This is a genomic window from Roseovarius litoreus (genome assembly GCF_900142765.1).
Classification (GTDB): Bacteria; Pseudomonadota; Alphaproteobacteria; order Rhodobacterales; family Rhodobacteraceae; genus Roseovarius; species Roseovarius litoreus.
This window is the reverse complement of sequence record NZ_FRCB01000002.1, coordinates 390,454-412,057: the sequence shown is the minus strand read 5'-3', so window position 1 is coordinate 412,057 and position 21,604 is coordinate 390,454. Positions and strand designations below refer to the sequence as shown.

The 21,604-nt window shown below is 63.5% G+C and carries 18 protein-coding genes and 1 other RNA gene; 6 read left to right on the top strand and 13 right to left on the bottom strand.

Features of this window, described 5'->3' with window-relative positions; genetic code table 11:
* Positions 1-33: 33 nt before the first annotated feature.
* The 6 genes from F3H35_RS19175 to F3H35_RS06150 form a co-directional block, all read right to left on the bottom strand.
* A complete protein-coding gene (locus F3H35_RS19175; RefSeq protein ID WP_149778729.1) occupies positions 34-1,143 on the bottom strand; it encodes an NUDIX domain-containing protein in 1,110 nt (369 codons plus the stop codon).
* 1 nt (position 1,144) lies between these two features.
* On the bottom strand, positions 1,145-1,603 hold the full coding sequence (locus F3H35_RS06170; RefSeq protein WP_149778728.1) for a TrgA family protein: 459 nt from the start codon (positions 1,601-1,603) through the stop codon (positions 1,145-1,147).
* Entirely contained in the window at positions 1,604-2,812 is a 1,209-nt protein-coding gene (locus F3H35_RS06165; RefSeq protein WP_149778823.1) for an SAM-dependent methyltransferase, read from the bottom strand. It lies immediately after the preceding gene.
* A 76-nt stretch (positions 2,813-2,888) separates the two neighbouring features.
* Positions 2,889-4,310: a cryptochrome/photolyase family protein gene (locus F3H35_RS06160; RefSeq protein WP_149778727.1), complete on the bottom strand. Its 1,422-nt coding sequence runs from the start codon at positions 4,308-4,310 to the stop codon at positions 2,889-2,891.
* Positions 4,311-4,361: 51 nt separating this feature from the next.
* On the bottom strand, positions 4,362-5,582 hold the full coding sequence (locus F3H35_RS06155; protein WP_149778726.1) for an aminotransferase class V-fold PLP-dependent enzyme: 1,221 nt from the start codon (positions 5,580-5,582) through the stop codon (positions 4,362-4,364).
* A gap of 129 nt (positions 5,583-5,711) precedes the next feature.
* Positions 5,712-7,364, bottom strand: coding sequence for a BCCT family transporter (locus tag F3H35_RS06150; RefSeq protein ID WP_149778725.1), 1,653 nt, complete (start codon positions 7,362-7,364; stop codon positions 5,712-5,714).
* Between the two features lie 426 nt (positions 7,365-7,790).
* Here F3H35_RS06150 and ssrA point away from each other — a divergent pair.
* The 6 genes from ssrA to F3H35_RS06120 all read left to right on the top strand — a co-directional run bounded on the left by ssrA (position 7,791) and on the right by F3H35_RS06120 (position 12,035).
* Positions 7,791-8,138: a transfer-messenger RNA gene (gene ssrA, locus F3H35_RS06145) on the top strand.
* Between the two features lie 97 nt (positions 8,139-8,235).
* On the top strand, positions 8,236-9,495 hold the full coding sequence (chrA, locus tag F3H35_RS06140) for a chromate efflux transporter (RefSeq protein WP_149778724.1): 1,260 nt from the start codon (positions 8,236-8,238) through the stop codon (positions 9,493-9,495).
* 67 nt (positions 9,496-9,562) lie between these two features.
* On the top strand, positions 9,563-10,036 hold the full coding sequence (locus F3H35_RS06135; RefSeq protein ID WP_007815243.1) for an SspB family protein: 474 nt from the start codon (positions 9,563-9,565) through the stop codon (positions 10,034-10,036).
* 112 nt (positions 10,037-10,148) lie between these two features.
* The gene (gene fumC / locus F3H35_RS06130) at positions 10,149-11,543 is read left to right on the top strand and encodes a class II fumarate hydratase (RefSeq protein WP_149778723.1); all 1,395 of its coding nucleotides are present in this window, start codon (positions 10,149-10,151) and stop codon (positions 11,541-11,543) included.
* 91 nt (positions 11,544-11,634) lie between these two features.
* Positions 11,635-11,814, top strand: a complete 180-nt coding sequence (locus F3H35_RS06125) for a DUF4169 family protein (protein ID WP_149778722.1) — start codon at positions 11,635-11,637, stop codon at positions 11,812-11,814.
* The gene (locus F3H35_RS06120; protein ID WP_149778721.1) at positions 11,811-12,035 is read left to right on the top strand and encodes a ribbon-helix-helix domain-containing protein; all 225 of its coding nucleotides are present in this window, start codon (positions 11,811-11,813) and stop codon (positions 12,033-12,035) included. Before F3H35_RS06125 ends, F3H35_RS06120 begins: the two co-directional genes overlap by 4 nt.
* A gap of 6 nt (positions 12,036-12,041) precedes the next feature.
* On the opposite strand, the gene F3H35_RS06115 is transcribed toward F3H35_RS06120, so the two are convergent.
* The 7 genes from F3H35_RS06115 to F3H35_RS06085 all read right to left on the bottom strand — a co-directional run bounded on the left by F3H35_RS06115 (position 12,042) and on the right by F3H35_RS06085 (position 21,547).
* Complete coding sequence (locus tag F3H35_RS06115) at positions 12,042-12,665, bottom strand: class I SAM-dependent methyltransferase (RefSeq protein WP_149778720.1); 624 nt, start codon at positions 12,663-12,665, stop codon at positions 12,042-12,044.
* A gap of 2 nt (positions 12,666-12,667) precedes the next feature.
* On the bottom strand, positions 12,668-13,444 hold the full coding sequence (locus F3H35_RS06110) for a DUF2189 domain-containing protein (RefSeq protein WP_149778719.1): 777 nt from the start codon (positions 13,442-13,444) through the stop codon (positions 12,668-12,670).
* A gap of 185 nt (positions 13,445-13,629) precedes the next feature.
* The gene (locus F3H35_RS06105) at positions 13,630-15,042 is read right to left on the bottom strand and encodes an amidase (protein ID WP_149778718.1); all 1,413 of its coding nucleotides are present in this window, start codon (positions 15,040-15,042) and stop codon (positions 13,630-13,632) included.
* A gap of 125 nt (positions 15,043-15,167) precedes the next feature.
* Positions 15,168-16,295 carry a peptide chain release factor 2 gene (gene prfB, locus F3H35_RS06100; protein ID WP_149778717.1) on the bottom strand — a complete coding sequence of 376 codons (1,128 nt, stop codon included), beginning with the start codon at positions 16,293-16,295 and terminating at the stop codon, positions 15,168-15,170.
* 90 nt (positions 16,296-16,385) lie between these two features.
* Positions 16,386-18,905 carry a penicillin-binding protein 1A gene (locus F3H35_RS06095; RefSeq protein ID WP_149778716.1) on the bottom strand — a complete coding sequence of 840 codons (2,520 nt, stop codon included), beginning with the start codon at positions 18,903-18,905 and terminating at the stop codon, positions 16,386-16,388.
* A gap of 89 nt (positions 18,906-18,994) precedes the next feature.
* Positions 18,995-20,221, bottom strand: coding sequence for an N-acetylmuramoyl-L-alanine amidase (locus F3H35_RS06090; protein WP_149778822.1), 1,227 nt, complete (start codon positions 20,219-20,221; stop codon positions 18,995-18,997).
* 174 nt (positions 20,222-20,395) lie between these two features.
* Complete coding sequence (locus F3H35_RS06085) at positions 20,396-21,547, bottom strand: pyridoxal phosphate-dependent aminotransferase (protein ID WP_149778715.1); 1,152 nt, start codon at positions 21,545-21,547, stop codon at positions 20,396-20,398.
* Positions 21,548-21,604 lie beyond the last annotated feature (57 nt).

Genomic DNA, 21,604 nt, shown 5'->3' with positions numbered 1-21,604 from the left:
TCCGATCAGACTTAGACCCCGAAGCACTGGAACTCAAGCCGCGGAACGCAAGCGCTCACGCTCGCGAGACAACCACATCAGCGCCAGAACAAGCGGGCCGTTATCGGCCTCGCCCGTGTCGAGCAGCGACATGGCGCGATCATAGGATATCACATGCGTGCGTATATCCTCGTTTTCACTTGCCAGCCCGCCAAGCCCATGACCGGCTTGGGGCAGATCGCACAGCCCAAGATAGAGGTGGAAATACTCAGTCGAGGTGCCGGGCGTGCAATAATGCCTTGAAATCAGCTCCAATTCACGCAGGTCCAGCCCCGCCTCTTCGACGCATTCGCGGCGGGCGGTCTGTTCGGGCGTCTCGCCGGCATCCACACGGCCGGCCACCGGCTCCAGCATCCAGGGACGCGGATCGCCTCGCCCGTATGGCCCCATCCGGAACTGTTCGACCAGCAGCACGCGGTCATGCACCGGATCATAAGGCAAGACGATCGCCGCATCTGTCGCGACAAACACTTCGCGATCCACCAGCGGGCTTGCCCCTCCGTCAAAGCCGGGATAGCGCAACCGGTATTCGCGCGTCAGGAAATAGCCCTGATGCGGCGTGTGACGGCGGATGCATTCGACTTGCGCGGCCGGTGTCGTGCTGCGCATATCCGCCGGTTTGCCGATTTGTGCTGCCTGACGCGCGGCGGCCCGCGACAGGATCATCGGCATGCGCCAAGCAAGCCCATCCGTCGTGACGCTCCCGTAATAGCCCATCGCTTCGCGACAAGCCTCGAGTGCGAGATCACCGAAATCCCTCTGCCAGTCGGACAGATCCATGGGCGCAAGGTCCGATCCTTCCGACGCAACGACGCTCACGGCCTCCCGACCCGATCCGAGGATCACATCCTTGCACTCAAGCCCGAGAGCCTGTGCAAAAAACACCAACCGCTCGAACGCATCGGCGGAAATATCCGTGACCACCACCCCGTCCAGCGTGGCATCGGCTTTTCGAAACGCCACGGAAAAGACCGGCGCCGCAGCCTCCCCCAAGCCGTGATCGGGTAATATATCCGGCACAAACGCGCCCGCCTCCTGCCCGGTTATGCAGGTGAGCAAGGGCCGCCAGGCCAGAGGACCATACAGAAAGACTGCCTTGGTCATCTCACGACCACCGGCGCGAGACCCATTCCCCGATCAGCCCGATCAACAGACCGCCTGCCACCAACACAGCGATGAGAGGCCCATCAGCCAGGATAAGCAAATAATCCACGCCGATCTCGAAGATATTTGTCAGCCCTTCCATCAACCCGTCGAAGCGCCGATCCATTGCCATATCGAGCATCTTGTAAAGGCTCTGCAGAAAGACCGCCCAGAACACCAGCGCCGCGACACCGGACAACCCGGCACTGATCCCGGTCATCCATCCAAAGCCAAGACGCTTCCCCGTCACGCGCCATCCACACAACAGCGCAAGCGCGACATTCACGTAATTGAAGATGCCGAAGGACGTCGCCTCGGGCATCAGCGGCCGGATCATCTCGGAGGCGATCCAGGCAAGCCCGGCCATCAGCAGCGAAGAGACAGCGCGGGCGGCAGTCGGCATGTTATCCGTGGCGGGCATTCAGCTTGGCCTGGCGATTGTGATCTGCGTCACATCGCAATTACCCCCTTGGAAGGCCCCCGCACAAGAGGTGAGATAGAAATTCCACATGCGGCGGAACCTGTCGTCAAAGCCAAGACGGGCGACATCGGCCCATTTTTCGTTGAACGTGTCATACCAGCGCCGCAGCGTCTGGCTGTAACTCTGACCGAATTCGATCGATCCCATGACCGTCAGCCCCGCGCGCTCGACCTCCTGACGCAGCACCGAGGGGCTGGGCAGCATACCGCCCGGAAAGATGTATTTCTGGATGAAATCCACATCGTTGCGATAGACGTCCCAACGCGCATCAGCCACGGTGATGATCTGCAAGGTGGCCTGCCCGCCCGGACGCAGCCTGTCGCGCACCGTGTTGAAATAGGTTGGCCAGTATTTCTGACCCACGGCCTCGAACATCTCGATACTGGCGATCCCGTCATAGGTGCCGCGTTCGTCCCGGTAATCCTGCAGTTTGAACTCGACCCGATCCGACAGCCCGGCCCTTTCGATGCGCGCGACCGCATAGTCATATTGTTCGCGGCTGATTGTCAGCCCTGTGACCTTGAGCCCACGTTCGGCGGCGGCATATTCGGCGAAACCGCCCCAGCCACAGCCGATTTCCAGCACGTGATCGCCGGGCTTCACACCCATCTGATCGACCATGCTGGCATATTTCGCGATCTGCGCCTTTTCCAGACTTTCCTGTCCCGTCTCGAACAGCGCGCTCGAATAGGTCATCGTCTCGTCCAGCCAAAGCGCATAGAAGTCATTGCCCAGATCATAGTGATAGCTGATGTTCTTGCGGGCCTGCGCCTTGGTATTGCGCTGAAACCAGAAGCGGATCTTTTCGTAGAACTGCACGATGCTCTGGCCGGGATAGCTGTTGTACATATCGTCGTTATCGGCGTTCACCATATCCATGAACGCCTGCAGGTCCGGTGTCGACCACCAGCCCTCCAGGTAGGAATCGCAAAACCCCAGATACCCTTCGCGCACCATCCGCGCGAAGACATCCGGGTTATGCACGGCAATTTCGGCCACCGGTCCCGGAGCCGTACCTTGGGCGCGAAACACCCGGTCATCGGGCAGACGGATGTCCAGGCGGCCATGCTTCAGGCTTTTGGCTGCCGCGAAGCATTGCGCGAAATATCTCGGCAAGCCGGTCTGTCCGGTCGTCTCGGTGAGGATCATGCGTCTTTCGTCCCTGTCGTTTTCTTCCAAGGCTATGGTGGTCGGCGGCGCGGCGGCAAGGGGTTTTGTGGTCATATCAAAACCCTCGTCTCTCATAGGCGGCCAGCGCTTTTGCCCGACCGTCCTTAACGCTTACGATCGGTTCGGGATAGATATCATCGGCGCTCAAGCCCCATTTGCGCGGTATCGCATCAAAATACGAAAGCGCCGTGTCGGTCGGGTTGCGGCGACCTTCCGCGATCCAACGATCCAGATACCTGCTCTTGGGGTCGAATTTCTGCACTTGGGTTTCGGGGTTGAACACCCGGAAATAGGGCGTGGCATCCGGCCCCGATCCAGCCGACCATTGCCATCCCATCGCATTGCTGGCGGGGTCCCAATCGGTCAGGCACTCCTCGAACCACTTTTGACCTATCCGCCAATGGCTAAGCAGATGCTTGGTCAGGTAGCTCGCCACGATCATCCGCGCGCGATTGTGCATCCGGCCCGTCACATACATCTCGCGCATTGCCGCATCGACAAAGGGAATGCCGGTGCGCCCCTGTTTCCAGGCGATCACGTGCGGATGGTCCTCATCCTCGTTCCATGGGAAGGCATCCCAGTCCTCGCGCCAGTTGCGGTTGACGATCCGGGGGGTGTGCCATGCGAGGTGATAGGCAAACTCGCGCCAGACCAACTCCTTGAGCCATGTCTCTGCACCCGGCTTTCCCTCGTGGAGCGCCCGCATGCCCGCATGCCAACAGCGCCGCGGTGAAATTTCCCCGAGCGCCAGGTTCTCCGACAGACCCGAAGTGCCATCCTCGGCGGGCAGATCGCGGGCGGTGTCATAGGCGCCGATCGCGTGGCCCGTGAACCAGCCAAGCCGACCTTGCGCCGCATCCTCGCCCACCCGCTGATAAGGGCGGCAGATGGCAGCCCCGCGGTCCATCGCCGCCGCCAGGCGCCAATCCTCCAGAGCATCGCTCAGTGGCCAGTCCTTCGGCGCGGGGATGTGCGACGGGGCCGGTTCCGGTTCTGGCACGCCGCGCTCCTTCACCGCGCGCCAGAACGGCGTATAGACCCTGTAAAAGCCCCCCGTCCCGGTTTCGACCGTCCACGGCTCGAACATCAGATGGCCTTCATGGCTTCGGGCATCCAGCCCGTCCTGCTTGAGTGCGGCCTTGACAGCCTTGTCGCGCGCAACGCTGTCGGGGTCATAGGCGCGCGACCAATAGACCGCCCCTGCCCCCGTCTCGGCGACCAGCGCGCGCAAGGTCTGGGTGGCATCGCCTCGACGCAGGATCAAACGGCTGCCCATCGCCTCAAGCCGCCGGGCCAGATCCTCAAGCGAAAGGCCCAAGCGCCATTTGGGCGCTGCCCCAAGCGTCTCGGCCAGATCGTCTAGAATGAAAACCGGGATCACCGGGCCGCCTCGCGCAATCGCCGCGCCAAGAGCCGGATGGTCGCTCAGCCGCAAATCCCTGCGCATCCACAGAAGTGTCGCGGTGCCCTCGCCCATAGTCTGCCTTCCAATTCTTTTAGCGGTGTACGGCGGCGACCACGGCTCGGATCAAAGAATATCGTCCAAAGCGTTCAAAAGCCGGTCGATCTCATCACGGGTGGTGTAATGCACGAAACTCAGCCGCAACACGCCCTTGTCGGGATCCACACCAAGCGCCGTCAGCGGTCGAACGGCATAGAAATCGCCACCGCCCGCCATGATCCCGCGCTCGGCCAGTTGCGCCGCTGCCTCGACCCCCGGCCTGTTCAACGCCAGCGCAACCGTCGGCGCCCGGCTTTCCGCATCGCTCGGTCCGATAAGCCGCACCGAATTGCGCGCCTTCACGGCATCGAGCAGGGGCTGCAGCAACTGCGCTTCATGCGCACGCATCAGATCGTGCACACCCGCCGCCCGCGCGGACGCGGTGCCTTCGATGCCGTGATGCGCCGCCAGCGCGTCGAAATAATCCACCATCCCGGCACTTGCCGCCACCTGCGCATGATCCGGACCGGCCGGCGTGAACCGCTTGTAGAGGACGTCAGCATTGAACACATGCGCCTGATTGGGCAAGAGCTGACCAAGCGCGCGTCGGATCACCATGATCCCCTGATGGGGGCCATAGGTCTTGTAGGCGGAAAACAGGTAGATATCCGGCCCCATCCCGCCCACATCCGGGAATCCGTGCGGCGCATAAGACACTCCGTCAACGCAGACAAACGCGCCTGCCGCATGTGATGCCGCAGTAATCTCGACCACCGGATTGACCGCCCCCACCACGTTCGAGCAATGCGGAAAACAGACCAGACGCACGTTTTCATCCAGCAGGTTTTCCAAATCTTCCAGCCGCAACATCCCGGTTTCCGGATCGAGCCGCCATTCGCGGATCTCGATGCCGTCCTGCGCCAGCCTGCGCCATGGGCCTGAATTGGCCTCGTGGTCCTGATCGGTGACGACGATCGCCTCGCCCGGGCGCATCCATTGCCGGAAGGCCTGCGCCAGAACATAGGTGTTCTGCGTCGTCGACGGGCCAAAACTGACCTCGTCGCTCTCCACGTTCAGCATCGCGGCCAGCCTCTGACGCGCCTCGTCCATTTCGGCCCCCGCCAGACGGCTGGCCTCGTAGGGCGCATAGGGCTGCACCTTGCGGCTTCGGTAAAACCGCTCCAGCCGGGCGATTACCGGCCCACAGGCATAGGAGCCGCCAGCGTTTTCGAAAAACGCCTGCCCGCTCAGCGAAGGTTCGGAGAAGGCGGGAAACTGCGCCCGCACGAAATCTGTATCAAGGGTCATGCCGCGTAAAAAAGCCTGACGCTTCGCGCCCGTCAAGCGCGCCGTTGCGGCAGGCCCGAGATCCCGCCGCCCACATGCAAAAAGGCCCCGGACAGCCCCGGGGCCTTTTCATGACCGTGTATCACCGGGTCAGCGTTTTTCCGACATCAGCCCCCGCACGATCCCGTAGCAGATCACCAGCAGGATCAGGGTAAACGGAAGCCCCGTGGAAATGACCATCGCCTGCAGCGCCGTCAGGCCACCGCCAAGCAGCAGCGCAATCGCCACCAGCCCTTCGAAGGTGCACCAGAACACCCGCTGCGGCACCGGCGCATCCACCTTGCCGCCCGCGGTGATCGTATCGATCACGAGGCTCCCCGAGTCCGAGCTGGTCACGAAGAACACGATGACCAGCACGATCCCGATGGTCGAGGTGATCGCACTCAACGGCAGCCCCTCGAGCATCGCGAAAAGCGACAGTTCGGGCGCGTAGCTGTCGATCACATTGGCCTTGACCGCCGAGGTCTCGGGGTTGGCCACGATATCGTTGATCGCAGCACCGCCGAAGACGGCCATCCACAGCACACAGACAAGGCTGGGAATGATCAGCACGCAGGTCAAGAACTCGCGCACCGTGCGACCCCGGCTGACGCGGGCAATGAACATGCCCACGAAGGGCGACCAGCTGATCCACCACGCCCAGTAGAAGGCCGTCCAGCCTTGCATGTAGCCGGTATCTTCACGCCCGAACGGGTTGGACAGCGGGATCACCTCCTGCACATAGGCGCCAAGCCCCGACACGAACTCGGTCAGGATCGCCACCGCACCCGCGGTGAACAGCACGAACAGCAACAGCAGAAGGGCAATGACCATATTGATCTCGGACAGCACCTTCACGCCGCCATCCAGCCCCCGAAGCACCGAAATCAGCGCAACTGCCGTGATGGCACAGATCAGGATCACCTGAACGGTCGTCGTATTGGGCACGCCATAGACATAGTTCAGACCGGCATTGGCCTGCTGCGCGCCGATGCCAAGCGATGTGGCCAGACCGAAAAGCGTGGCGAAGACCGCCAGAGTGTCGATGATATGGCCCCACCAGCCCCAGACACGCTCGCCCAGGATCGGATAAAAGGCCGAGCGGATCGAAAGCGGCAACCCCTTGTTATAGCTGAACAACGCCAGCGCCAGCGCCACGACCGCGTAAATCGCCCATGGATGCAGCGCCCAGTGATAGGATGTCGCCGCCAGCGCCATGCGCCGCGCCTCATCGACATTGGCGGCGATCAACGCGCCGTCTTCGGTGAAGGGACGGACCGTTCCCAAAGGCTCGTCGCCCCAGGGCGTGCCGAAGTAATAGGCCGGCTCCAGCACCCCGAAGAACATCAGGCCGATGCCCATACCCGCCGCGAACAGCATCGCGAACCAGCCCGGATACCCGTAATCCGGCGTCGCCTCGGTACCGCCCAGACGGACCGAGCCCCAGGGGCTGATGATCAGCAAAAGACAGAAGATGACGAAGATATTCGCCGCCGACAGGAAGAACCAGTCGAACGTGCTGGTCAGCGCCGGGCGCAGCCAGCCGAAGAAATCCGACGCATGCTGCGGTGCGATCAGCGCGTAAGCGACGAACGCGATCACAACCAGCCCCGAAATCACGAAAACCGGATTGTGAATATCCAGACCGAACGGCCCAACTCTGGCGACAATGTTATCCTGACCGATCTCATAATCGGTCTCAATCAGATCCGCATGCCCTTCGGGCGCCGGAATCCCTTGTGAGTCTGTGACTTCATCGGCCATTAAAACAGGCCCCCTTTTTCATTTATGGCAAATCGGGTCAGTCACACCGGATCGGAATGCCGCGCAACCGCAGCAATCCTTGGATCAATCCGGGCACAGCCCGTTGCTCCCTGACATTCAGGGACACCGCAAACAAGCGTCCCCTGTTCCCTCGAGTTACACTCAGAGAAGGCATGATGCCCTGTTCACTCTCATGCCCCTGAGGGTAACAAGGGCCTTTGACGGATAGCAACCAATTGCGCCGTTTTTTCTTTTGAATGCGGCACTCACCCCGGATCCGCCCTTGTTTTATTGGCATTTTGACAGTTGTAAAATATCCATCTGGCAGGGGATGCGCCGGGGCGCAGGCCGTAATCCGGTGCTCTGTTGCCCCATCTGCGCCTCAGTTCGGGCTCTTGATCGGCGCCCGCTTGATCCTGTCGATGCCCCCTTTGCAAAGCCGCTCCGCACGCCTATATTCAACCTGTCCCCTCGGGGACTATGGGCATAAACGCGCTCGTAATAAGCGGATCGGACCCGGGGGCGGTACCCGGCGGCTCCACCAAAAACCCTCGTTGGGGGAACAAGGGGCCGAAACAGGATCGACGAACGTGTAAAGGGGTGGCTTTGTCCCGGTGAGATACCACCGTTATCGGTTCACAAAGCATAATTGCCAACGACAATCGTGCTCCGGTCGCCGTTGCCGCGTAAGCGGTAACTTGACCGAAATCTAAGCCCAGGCCTCTAGCAAGGTCTGGCGGGGTTCGCAGGCACCTGGCAACAGAAGCCTGCACTTTACCCCCTCCATCATCGCATTGCGCGCTGGCATGAAGATTTCATGACGGGCGGGTTAGATGTTGCATGACAGGCAAAGCGCCTTATCAACACAGCCATGCGCCCAAGCCTTGCCCAGCTTTTTCGTGTCTTCGCCCGGATCGGCGTTCTGTCCTTCGGGGGACCGGCGGCGCAAATCGCTCTGATGCATACCGAATTGGTCGAGCGGCGATCATGGCTTGATGAAAAGCAATTTCTGGGCGCTTTGTCCTTCTGCATGTTGCTGCCCGGCCCCGAGGCGATGCAACTCGCCACCTATGCCGGCTGGCGCTTGCGCGGTGTGGCCGGCGGGTTGATCGCCGGTCTTCTGTTTGTGCTGCCGGGTGCGCTGGTCATCACGGCCCTGGCGCTTGGCTATGCCAGCTATGGCCAGATACCGGTGGTTCAAGCCGCCTTTACCGGGATCAAGGCCGCCGTGATCGTGATCGTGCTGCAGGCACTCTTGTCGCTCTCGCGTCGCGCCCTGTCGGGCTGGGATGATTGGCTTCTGGCACTCACCGGATTTGTGGCGATGTTCTTTCTGTCGGTGCCATTCCCCGTCATCATCGCAGTCGCAGCCCTTTGGGGCCTGATGCGTGCAGCAAACGCGCCCTCCGCAGACCCCGAACCCACCTCGCCCGTGCCCGTGCCCGTGCCGCTCGGGCAAACGCTTGTGACCATCGCGACATGGGCCAGCCTCTGGGCGCTGCCGATCGCCCTTGCATGGGCCATGAACGCCCAATTTCTTGTCGATCTGGCGCTCCTCTTCTCGAAGCTGGCGGTGGTCACCTTCGGCGGCGCCTATGCGGTGCTGGCCTATATGACGCAAGCAGTCGTCGAAACCCATGGCTGGCTCAGCACGGCGCAGATGATCGACGCGCTCGGGCTGGCTGAAACCACCCCCGGCCCGCTGATCCTCGTGACGCAATTCGTGGGCCTTCTTGCGGGCCATGCCGAAGGCGGTCCCGCCTTGGCGCTTCTGGCCGGAGGGCTGACGCTATGGGTCACGTTCACGCCCTGCTTTTTGTGGATATTCGCTGGTGCGCCCTATGTGGAGGCGGTCTTGGCCCGCCCGCGCCTCAAGGGGGCGCTCGCCGGCATATCGGCGGCGGTGGTCGGCGTGATCCTCAACCTGTCGGTCTGGTTCGCGCTGCATGTGCTCTTCGGCAGTGTCGCGCGCGGCCCGCTTGGCCCCCTGCCCGATCCCGCCAGCTTTGTGCCGGTCAACGCCGGATTGACCGTTATGGCGGGCGTTCTTCTGCTGGGACTGCGCGTCGGGATGATTCCCTGTCTGGCCCTCATGGCAGCGATTTCGGGCGCCTTGCATTTCCTGCTCTGACAGCACGCATCAAGCCCTTTTGTTTTGGATCGAATCCCCTATGCTGCCACTCAGGAGGTTCGGGAACATGTCTCGTTCAATCGATTACGGAAAACTGATGCATCAGGCGATGCGCGGGCTTATCCAGCGGGTGCTGGTGGGCGTGCAGGACAATGGCCTGCCCGGCATGCATCATTTCTTCATAACCTTTGACACCAAACATCCCGACGCGCGCCTCGCCGACTGGCTGAAAGAGCGCTACCCCTCGGAAATGACCGTGGTGATGCAGCACTGGTTCGACAATCTCGAGGTGACGAATGACGGGTTCTCGGTCACGCTGAATTTTGGCGACGCCCCGGAAAACCTTTATATTCCGTATGATGCCATAAAGACCTTCGTCGATCCCTCGGTCGAATTCGGCCTTCGCTTTGAAACCCCCGACGATGACGAACCCTCGGGGGACGATCCCGATGAGGATGACGACATCACCGACGGCATCGACGTCCCCGAAGGCGAACGCACCGACGCCGAGGTGGTCAGCCTCGACAGTTTCCGCAAGTGAACCCGGCGGAAAGGCTGCGAATTGCGGCCTTGGTATTCCACTGCATACATCATTGATCTTTCCGCCTCGTCCGGTATGAGAGTGGCCATCGTCTTACGAGGAGAGCCAGCCCATGACCGCCACCCGCACCGAGACCGACAGCTTCGGTCCGCTCGAGGTTCCCACCGATAAATACTGGGGCGCTCAGACGCAGCGCTCGATCCTGAATTTCCCGATCGGCTGGGAAAAACAGCCCATCGCCATCGTCCGCGCCCTTGGGGTCATCAAACAGGCCTGCGCCGAGGCGAACAAGGAGCTCGGCACCCTCGAGCCGCGCTTGGCCGACGCCATCATTCAGGCCGCGGGCGAAGTGATCGAGGGCCGCTTCGACGACAACTTCCCGCTGGTCGTCTGGCAAACCGGTTCAGGCACCCAATCCAACATGAACGCCAACGAGGTGATCGCCAACCGCGCCATCGAAATCCTCGGCGGCACGATCGGCTCCAAGGACCCGGTGCACCCCAACGATCACTGCAACATGGGCCAATCCTCGAACGACACCTTTCCCACCGCCATGCATATCGCCACCGCCATGAGCGTGCGTGATGTGCTGCTGCCGGGCCTCGAAAAGCTGCTTGCCGGACTCGAGGCAAAATCCGAGGAGTTCAAGTATATCATCAAGATCGGCCGCACCCACACGCAGGATGCCACGCCGCTGACCCTTGGTCAGGAATTCTCGGGCTATGCGCATCAGATCCGTCAGGGCATCGCCCGGATCAAGGCCGCGCTGCCCGGCATCTACGAGCTGGCCCAGGGCGGTACTGCCGTGGGTACCGGTCTCAACACACAGGTCGGTTGGGATACGATGGTCGCGGCCAACATGGCCCGGATCACCGGCCTGCCCTTCGTCACCGCTCCCAACAAGTTCGAATCGCTGGCCGCACATGACGCGATGGTCTTCATGTCCGGTGCTTTGGCCACTGTTGCGGGCTCGTGCTACAAGATCGCCAACGATATCCGTTTCCTCGGCTCCGGCCCGCGCTCTGGCTTGGGCGAATTGATCCTGCCGGAAAACGAACCTGGCTCCTCGATCATGCCCGGCAAGGTCAACCCCACCCAGGCCGAGGCCCTGACCCAGGTCGCGGCCCATGTCATGGGCAATGACGCGGCCATCAAGTTCGCAGGCTCCCAGGGCCATTTCGAACTGAACGTCTACAACCCGATGATGTCCTACAACCTGCTGCAATCGATCCAGCTTCTTGGCGACGCCACCGACAGTTTCACCGAACGCATGCTCAATGGCATTCAGGCCAACGAGGACCGGATCGAGAAGCTGATGCGCGAGTCGCTGATGCTGGTCACCGCACTGGCCCCGGAAATCGGCTATGACAACGCCACCAAGGTCGCCAAGACCGCACATCGCAACGGCACCACCCTGAAGGAAGAGGCGATCAATCTGGGCTTCGTCGACGCGGAAACCTTCGACCGTGTTGTCCGGCCCGACCAAATGATCGGCCCCAAGGGCTGATCCTGCACAGGAAAACGGCACCGGGCGGCCCTTCGCGGCGGCCCGGGCCTCAACCACTGGACGCGCAGGGCGAACGCGATATGTTTGGCTCATGAGCAACGTGGTCAACCTCAACAAGGTCCGCAAGAAAAAGTCCCGCGCCGCTGACAAGTCGCGGGCGGATGCCAATGCCGTGCTGCATGGCCGCAGCAAAACGGACAAGGCGCTCGACAAGGCCCGCCGCGACAAGGCCGCCAAGGACCACGCCTCCCACAAGCGCGACGACGCATGAGCGGACGTCCCGTCAAACGCTCGCTCACCTTGCGCGGACATCGCACCAGCGTATCGCTCGAGGATGAGTTCTGGCAGGCATTCCGCCAGATCGCCGAACGACGCGGCACGCCGCTCAACGCGCTGGCCGCGGAAATCGACGAGGCGCGCGGCACCGAAACCGGGCTTGCCTCGGCCATTCGCATCTTTGTGCTGCGCCATTACCGCGATGCCGCGGGCTGACCGACCTCAGCTCTTTCGCGCCACGATGAACCGTGCGGGCGGCCTCGCCGGATAGGTTCCCGTCTCCACGATCTCGAACCTCGCCGCGATGATCTGCGCCTCCAGGTCCCGGGGCGTCATGAAACCGAACCCGCCCGGCGCCAGCCCCGCCAGCCGCAGCGCGCCCAACAGCATGCGGAAATGCAGTGCCCCGCGCCCGATGCAGATCGTTTTCGATATCAGAACGCCGCCCGGCCGCAGCATGACGCGCACCCTCTCAAGCGTGGCCGGCCTATCCTCGAGCAGATGCAGCAGGTTGAACGCCAGCACCGCATCGAAGCTCTCTGGCTCGAAAGTCGGGTCAAACGCATCGCAGCGCCGGAAGACCACATTCTGCGCGCCATCCTCCGCCAGACGCTCGCCTGCGATCTTGATCATTTCCGACGAGGTATCGCAGCCGGTTAACCGCCCCACATGCGCCGCCAGCCGCAGCGCCGTGGCGCCCGTGCCGCAGCCCAGTTCCAGCACGTCCTGCGCCCCCGTCAGATGTGCCGCCGTGCGCTCCAGCGTGGTCTCATAGGCGGCCGCATCGCGCACAGGACGCGCCGCATAGCGCCGCGCCACCCGGTCCCAGAATGCCGCATCCCCCATGCTCAGCGCCCCGCTTCCACGATCAGACGATAAAGATGCCATGTCGCGTGCCCCAGAAGCGGCAGCACAAAGAACAACCCCAGAAACCCCGGGAGCAGCGCCACGAACGTCGCCACGGCGATGAACACCCCCCAGGCCAGCATCGGCACCGGATTGGCCAGCACCGTCTGGAAACTGGTGATCATCGCGGTCACGAAATCGACCTCCCGATCCAGCAGCAAAGGCAGCGACAAAACCGTGATCATATACAGCAGCAGCGCGAACGCCGCCCCCACAAGGCTGCCGAAGCCCAGCATGCTCAGCCCCTCTCGTGTCAGATAGACCTCGAACGAGCTCGAGATGTTGGTCATCGTGGAAAACCCCAGGAACAGCGCAAAAATCATATGCGCAAGGAAAAACCAGAACAGGAACATGATGATGATGACCGCGCAGATCGACGGCAATTGCCGTGTGCGCTGGTGGGCGATCACCCCGAAGATCTCCGCCGCCACAAGCGGCTGGCCGCGCTCGAGCCGGTGACTCACCTCGTAAAGACCCACCGCCGCGAACGGCCCGATCAACGGAAAGCCCACCGCCGCGAAGGTCAACCAATAGCTTTTACCGGTCACCCAGGTGATCCAGACCATGATCCAGCCCACGGCCACATAGACACCGGCAAAGATCATCGCATAGCCCGGCGCGCGCCTCATGTCCGACCAGCCCCGGCGCAACGCCTCGGCCAATGTGGCGAATGTCACCGTCCCCAGATCCGGCACGCCAAGCGGCTTGGTCTTCTGCATGGCTCTCCCTCCTCAGCCTCCGTGCCGAAGACTAAAGCGTTTCGCGAAAAACCTGAATCACTGATTTTCGCGAAATGCAGTGCTCCGTTCGATCGTTGCACGCGTTCCGCCTGTCGCTGATGCCTCAGGTTAAAGGCGGAACGCTTTAGCCAAGCGCCATGCCCACGCAAAGATGCAAATCCCGGTCAGCTTTGCGGTGGGCGCCTCTGCGGCCAGCGGGTTGCCTCGTGATAGGCCTGTGCCAGGCGCAAAAGCCCGCCATCCGCCCCCCGGCGCCCGATCAGCTGCACGCCCATCGGCAGGCCGTTGGCGCCAAATCCGGCAGGGACCGCCACGGCGGGCAGCCCGGCAAGGCTGGCGGGAACCACCACCTCCATCCAGCGGTGATAGGAGTCCATGGCCACGCCCGCCACCTCCTTGGGCCAGTCCCAGCCCATGGGAAACGGCCAGACCTGCGCGGTGGGCAGCACCAGCGCATCATACGCATCGAAGAGATCCGCCGCGCGCCGGAACCAGTCCGAACGGATGACACTCGCCGCATGCACCTGCAACCCGCTCAGGCGCCGCCCCCGCTCGATCTCCCACACCGCATCGGGCTTCAGCAGGTCCCGCGCCTCCGGCGCCTCCAGCAGGCCTGACAGCTTGCAGGCCATGGTCCAGCTGCGCAGCGTCGTCCAGCTCTCCCACAGCGCATCGCGATCAAAGGGCGGCGCAACAGGCTCGACGATGCATCCCAGCCCCTCGAGCACGGCACAGGCATCTGCGCCGCAGTCCAGAATCCCCGCCTCCATGGGCCATGCCCCACCCCAATCGCCCAGCCATCCGATGCGCCGCCCCCGGACATCGCCGCCAAGGCTCAGATCGGGCACCGCCATGCCAAGCGGCTGGCGTGCATCCGGACCGGCCATGACCCCAAGCATCAGCGCAAGATCCGCAGGGCTGCGCGCCATCGGCCCCTCGGTCGAGATCTGATGCAGGAACGCATCCCCCTCCGCGGCCCCCGCCCCCGGCACCAGCCCCCAGCTGGGCCGCATCCCGTAGACATTGCACCAGCCCGCCGGGTTGCGCAGGCTGCCCATCATGTCCGATCCATCCGCGATCGACAGCATCCCCGCCGCCAGCGCCACCGCCGCCCCACCGGACGAGCCGCCGCAGGACACCGCATGGTCATAGGGATTGCAGGTCGCACCATGCACCGGGTTGAACGTATGGCTGCCCAGCCCGAATTCCGGCGTGTTGGTCTTGCCGATCACGATGACCCCCGCCGCGCGCAGCCTTGCGACATGCGGCGCATCGCTCTGCGCGATCCGCCCTGCAAAGGCCGGCGACCCCTTCGACGTGGGCAGACCTTCGGCATCGGCCAGATCCTTGATCGCCACGGGCAAGCCGTGCAAGACAACCTTTGCCGGGGTCTGATCTGCCGCGCGCGCCTCTGCCATGAGGTCCTCGGCCTTCCGAAGCGACACGACCGCGTTCAAAGCGCCGTTGGTCTGCGCGATCCGTTCCAGCGTGGCGCGCATCAGCGCCTCGGCGCTCAGCTCTCCCGCAGCGATCCTTGCCGCCTGTTCGCGCGCCTCCAGGGCCAAAATGTCGGTCATCTCCACCTTCCTCCGCGCGCAGGCCACAATCCGCCCCGCTTTCACTGTTCCGCAAATACTCTGGGGGTGAATTGGCCGCAGGCCAAGAGGGGGCAAGGCCCCCTGACCCACCCGCCCTTGACGGATTACTGGTCGCTCTGCGCCTCGGCGCGGGACTTGCCGCTTACATCCATGGCAAGGGTCGCGGCCATGAACTGATCGAGGTCACCATCCAGCACCCCCTTGGTGTCGGACGTCTCGACGCTGGTCCGCAGATCCTTCACCATCTGGTAGGGCTGCAGCACATAGGACCGGATCTGGTTGCCCCAGCCCGCATCGCCCTTGGCGTCATGCGCCTCGGCGATCGCCTCGTTGCGGCGATCGAGCTCCATCTGGTAGAGCCGCGATTTCAGGGCCTTCATCGCGATATCGCGGTTCTGATGCTGGGATTTTTCCGAGCTGGTGACGACAATGCCGGTCGGATGGTGGGTGATCCGCACCGCCGAGTCGGTCTTGTTCACGTGCTGACCGCCCGCGCCCGAACTGCGGAAGGTGTCGATGCGGATATCGGCGGGGTTCACCTCGATCTCGATATTGTCATCGACCACCGGATAGACCCAGACCGACGAAAACGACGTGTGCCGCTTGGCCGCCGAATCAAACGGCGATATCCGCACCAGCCGGTGCACACCCGATTCCGATTTCAGCCAGCCATAGGCATTATGCCCCGTGACCTTGTAGGTGGCCGACTTGATGCCCGCCTCTTCGCCCGCGGTCTCCGATTGCAGCTCGACCGTATAGCCATGCTGCTCGGCCCAACGCACATACATCCGCGCAAGCATCGACGCCCAGTCACAACTTTCGGTGCCGCCCGCCCCGGCATGGATCTCCAGGAAGGCGTCATTGGCATCGGCCTCGCCGTTCAGCAACGCCTCAAGCTCCTTTTGCGCCGCCTTGCGCGCCAGCGCCTTGATCGCCGCCTCGGCCTCGGCGACCACATCGGGATCGCCCTCCATCTCGCCCAGTTCGATCAACTCGACATTGTCCTGCATGTCCTGCTGGATCGTGTCATGGGTCGTGATCGCATCCACAAGGCTCTGTCGGTCGCGCATCAGCTTCTGCGCCTTGGCCGGATCGTCCCACAGCTGCGGGTCCTCGACCCTGGCGTTGAACTCCTCCAGCCGATGGCGCGCGGTCTCCCACCCCATCCGCTGCCGCAACAGCTCAAGCGAATTCTTGATTTCGGCAACGGTCGTCTGGATTTCGGCGCGCATGATACCCTGTTCCTGATCTGCTCGGATGCCGGTGATACCTCAGCCCGGCGCCCCCGGCAAGATCGCCCGCAGCCGTCTCCGCTCGTCGTGCTAGTAAAGCCCGCCCGAACTCATGCTGCCAAAGCTTGCCTTGCCGCCCACTTGCGCCTTGCGCCCCGTCGATGTCGTGACCTCACGCACCTGTTCGGTCTCACCGCGTGCAAAAAGCTCCAGATCGTTGCCCATCGCGAAGCCGCCCGAGACGCTGTAGCCGAAGATCGGCTCTTCCCCGTCACGGAAATACTCGGCCACGACATAATCGCCCTCCGCATCATCCGGCAGACGCGCGCCCGTAAACCGGTCGATCTTCAGGAAGTGACCGCCCGGCGGCACCTCGAACGGGCCGCCGCCATATGTCTTGATCGCCTCGGCCATGAACTCCTGAAACACCGGCCCGCACAAGGACGACCCATAAGCCCCGCGCCCCAGCCCGCGCGGCTGGTCATGCCCGATATAGCAGCCCGCCGCGATATTGCTGGTGAAACCCACGAACCACACATCGCGCGCATCATTGGTGGTCCCGGTCTTGCCCGCCACCGGCACCGGCAGGTTGATCGCGCCCGACGCGGTGCCGCGATCCACAACGCCCTTCATCATCGAGGTGAGCTGATAAGCCGTGACCGCATCCATCACCCGCTCGCGATCCGACACGATACGTGGCCCGCGCGCCTCGGGAATGGCGCGCGTGTCGCAATCGGTGCAGATGCGCGGATCATGCTTGAACACGGTCTTGCCATAGCGGTCCTGCACCCGGTCCACCAGCGTGGGTCGAACCCGTTCGCCACCATTGGCGAACATGGCATAGGCCGCCACCATGTTGTAAAGCGTGGTTTCCTCGGACCCCAGCGAATTGGCCAGGAACTGGCCCATATTGTCATAGACCCCGAAGCGTTCCGCGTAATCGGCCACCACGTCCATGCCCACTTCCTGCGCCAAACGGATCGTCATCAGGTTCCGCGACTGCTCGATCCCCGTGCGCAGCGGCGTCGGGCCGTAAAACTTGTTGGACGAGTTCCGGGGCCGCCACAGCCCTTGCGGCGTGTCGATCTCGATCGGCGCGTCGATCACGATGGTGGCGGGGCTGTAGCCACTGTCGAGTGCCGCGGCATAGACGAAGGGCTTGAAGCTCGAACCCGGCTGGCGCAGCGCCTGCGTCGCCCGGTTGAACACCGAATGCTGATACGAGAACCCGCCCTGCATCGCCAGGACACGGCCCGTGTCAACATCCATCGCCACGAACCCGCCCTGCACCTCGGGCACCTGCCGCAGGCTCCAGCGCGTGAACTCGCCCGCGTCATTGGTCATCTTGCGGACATGCACCACCTCGCCCGGCTCGAACGTGTCGAAGAAATTGCCGGGCAACCAGGCGATATCGGCGCGCGGCACCACATGCGGAGCGTTCTCGTCGGGGGCCACACCCTCGATGCCAAGCCGCATCTGCTGATCGGCGATCTCCAGCACCACCGCCGGATACCATGTGCCGTCCAGCACGATATCCCGCGCGACCTCGGCCCCGGCCAGCGCGGCGCGCCAGCTCTGCTCGTCCGCCAGCACCTCTTGCGGCAGCGTGATCCCGGTGCCCGTCCATCTGCCGCGCGCGCGGTCATAGGCCTCGAGCTGGCGGCGCAGGGCGATGGCCGCCTCAAGCTGCAGCTCGGGATCGATCGTCGCGCGCACGCTCAAGCCCCCGCTGAAAAACTCGCCCTCGCCGAATTCCTGGCTCAGCTGGCGGCGGATCTCGTCGGTGAAATAATCGCGTGGCGGCAATTCGGCGGAATAGGGCGAGAAATCCCCGTTCTGCACCGAGCGCAGGGGCTGTGCGACTTCGGCCTCATAGGTGGCCGCGTCCAGATAGCCGTTCTCGTGCATCTCCCGCAGCACGAAGTTGCGCCGTTGCAGCAGCCGGTCGCGATTGCGCACCGGATGGTAATCCGACGGCGCCTTGGGCATCGACGCAAGAAACGCCGCCTCATGCGGCGCCAGCTCGCGCAGCGACTTGTTGAAATAGGTCTGCGCCGCCGCCGTCACGCCATAGGAATTCTGCCCGAGGAAGATCTCGTTCAGATAAAGCTCGAGGATCTTCTCCTTGCTCAGCGTCTCCTCGATGCGCGTGGCAAGGATGATCTCCTTGATCTTGCGCTCGATCCGCCGGTCACCGGACAGCAGGAAGTTCTTCATCACCTGCTGCGTGATGGTCGAGGCGCCCCTGACTGTCTCACCACGGGTCTGCACCGCCTCCACCACCGCCGCCGCGATACCCCGCGCGTCATAGCCGCCATGCTGATAGAAATTCTTGTCCTCGGCGCTGATGAAGGCCTGTTTGACCATGACGGGGATATCCTCCGCCGGGGTGAACAGGCGCCGCTCGCGTGCAAATTCGTCGATCACGCGCCCCTCGCCGGAATAGATCCGGCTGATCGTGGGCGGGGTGTAATTGGCAAGCGACTCGTGACTGGGCAGGTCCTGCCCATAGATATGCAGCACCGCGCCGACGCTCAGCGCGACCATCATCAGCCCCAGGGTCATCAGGCTGAAGATCGTGCCGAAAAAGGTTCCTATCGCTCTGAGCACACGCACCCCCGGAGATTGTCACAGCCCCATATAGGCATCCCTCGACATCCCGTCAAAACACATCTTGCCCGACGTTTCGGAACGGCGCGTCACTGCCGCACCAGATCCGCGATCGCCGCATCCTCGGCGCGCCAGGCCTCCAGCGCATCCCTCAGCGCCTCGGCCATCTGCATCCGCCAGCCCGGATCGACAAGATTGGCAAGATCGCGCGGGCTCGACATGAACCCCAGCTCCAGCAGGGCCGAGGGGATATCGGGCGATTTCAGCACCGAAAACCCCGCATGGCGCAGCGGTCGCGAATGCAGCGGCAACCCCTTGCCCTCGATGCCCGCGCGCAGGTTTTCCGCCAGCCGCTCGGCGCGCGGCTGGGTCTCGATTCGCGCAAGATCCATCAGCACATCCGCCACGATATCGTCCTTGCCACTCAAATCGATTCCCGCAAGCAGATCGGTCCGGTTATGCCGCTCGGCCAGCGCCGCGCTGGCCTCGTCGCTGGCGCTGTCGGACAGGGTATAGACCGTGGCACCATGCGCGCGCCCCTCGCTCAGCGCATCCGCATGCAGCGACACGAACACATCCGCCCGCACCTGGTGCGCTATGGCGACGCGCTGCTCCAGCGACACGAAACTGTCATCCTGCCGCGTCAGCACCACCTCGAAGCCCCCCGCCCGCACCAGAACCTCCCTTAGTTCCTGTGCAAAGAGCAGCATCAGGTCCTTTTCCGTCAGCCCATCCACTTCGGCCCCCGGATCAATCCCGCCATGCCCCGGATCGAGCACCACCACCAGCGGGTTCTCGCCGCGCTGGCGTGGGCGCGTCTGGGCCTTCAGGCTCCGCTCCGGCAGATCCCATCCCGGCAGGTCCGGCGCCCCGGCGCCCGCGGCAAACGCCTGTGCGCTCACGGGCGTCAGCGACATCTCGAGCACAGCACCCCCGGTAACCTCGTCAATCTCGAGACCCACCCGGTCCAGCCCCAATGGCCCTGCCAGGTCCAGCACCATCCGCGACCAGCCGGGCCGAAAGCCGCCCACCCGGACCCGCTCGACCGCCTCGCTGCGATCGAGCGCATCGCCGTCGATGCCGCCCCAATCCACCTCGCGGAAATCCAGCACCACCCGTTCCGGCTCATCCAGCGTGAACACCCGGTAAGGCACACCCTGGCTCAGCGCCAGGCGCAGCCTCACCCCCTGCCCCTCGTCCGAAATCCCGCTGGCCTGCGGATCGAGCCGCGCCAATCCGCTGAACGCCCGATCCTGCGCCAGCACAGCATCCGACGAAAGGACCGCACACAGCCCCAGCACCCCCGCCAGAATCATCCTGATCATTCTGCTCATCCGCCGCTTTTCCGGTCGCTCTTGCCTGGCGCGAGCATAGCACCTGCGCCCCGCTTGCACAGCCCCCTTCATGCCACCGGCCCTTTCACCTCGCGGCTTCTTCTGGCCTCAAATATCCCGGGGGGTCCGGGGGGCTGGCCCCCCGGGCGGTCGCCCTCAGACGGCGCCGCGCTCGGCCATGAAGCGGCGCAGCCTTGCCAGCCCCTCCTCGATATCCGCCGTTGCGCGCGCATAGGAAAACCGCAGCGTGCCGCCGCCCCGCTCAGGGTCGAAATCAAGCCCCGGCGTGACCGCGACCCCGGCCTTGTCCAGGATCTCGGCCGCAAGGCTGCGGCTGTCATCGGTGATATGGCTCACATCGGCATAGACGTAAAAGGCGCCATCGGGGGGCGCGATCCGGTCGAAACCGGCCTTGGGCAGCCCCTCCAGCATCAGCGCGCGGTTGCGCCGGTAGACGGCCATGTTGGCCTCGAGCTCGCCTGTGCACTCCATCGCGGCCAGCGCCGCGACCTGGCTGGCATGGGGCGGGCAGATGAAAAGGTTCTGCGCCAGCCGCTCGATCACCCTGACATGATCCTCGGGCACCACCATCCAGCCGACCCGCCAGCCGGTCATGCTGAAATATTTCGAGAAGGAGTTGATGACATAGGCCTCGTCGGAAATCTCCAGCGCGCTCACCGCCTTCGCCTCGTATTCAATGCCATGATAGATCTCGTCGCTGATAAAGCTCGCGCCCTGCGCCCGGGCCGCCTCCATGAGCGCCGCCAGCGCCGCGCGGTCCAGCATGGTGCCCGTCGGATTGGCCGGGCTCGCCACCAAGAGCCCCGCGAGGTCCCGGCCCTTGAGGTCACTCGCCACCGGCTGCAGGCGGTTCTCCGCCGCCGTCTCGATATCCACCGGCTGCAGATCGAGCGCCCGCAGGATCTGCCGATAGCTGGGATAGCCCGGCGCACCGATGCCCACCCGGTCGCCCGCGTCGAACAGAGCGGTAAAAGCAAGGATGAAGGCGCCCGACGATCCCGGCGTGATGATCACGCGCTCCGGATCAAGGTCGAGATCGTACCACTCTCCGTAAAGCGCCGCGATCCGCCGCCGCAGCGCCGGCAGGCCAAGCGCCACCGTATACCCCATGGCATCCTCTTGCATGGCGCGCGCCAGCGCGTCTCGGGCGCCCTGCGGCGCAGGCGTGCCGGGCTGGCCCACCTCCATGTGGATGATATGCCGGCCCGCCTCCTCGGCGCGACGCGCGGCTTCCATCACATCCATCACAATAAAGGGATCGACGCCGGATCGGGTTGAGTTTCGCATGTCTTTCTTCCTAGAGTGGTGCTCGAGACGCCCAGCTTTCACTTGGAACAGGCCCCG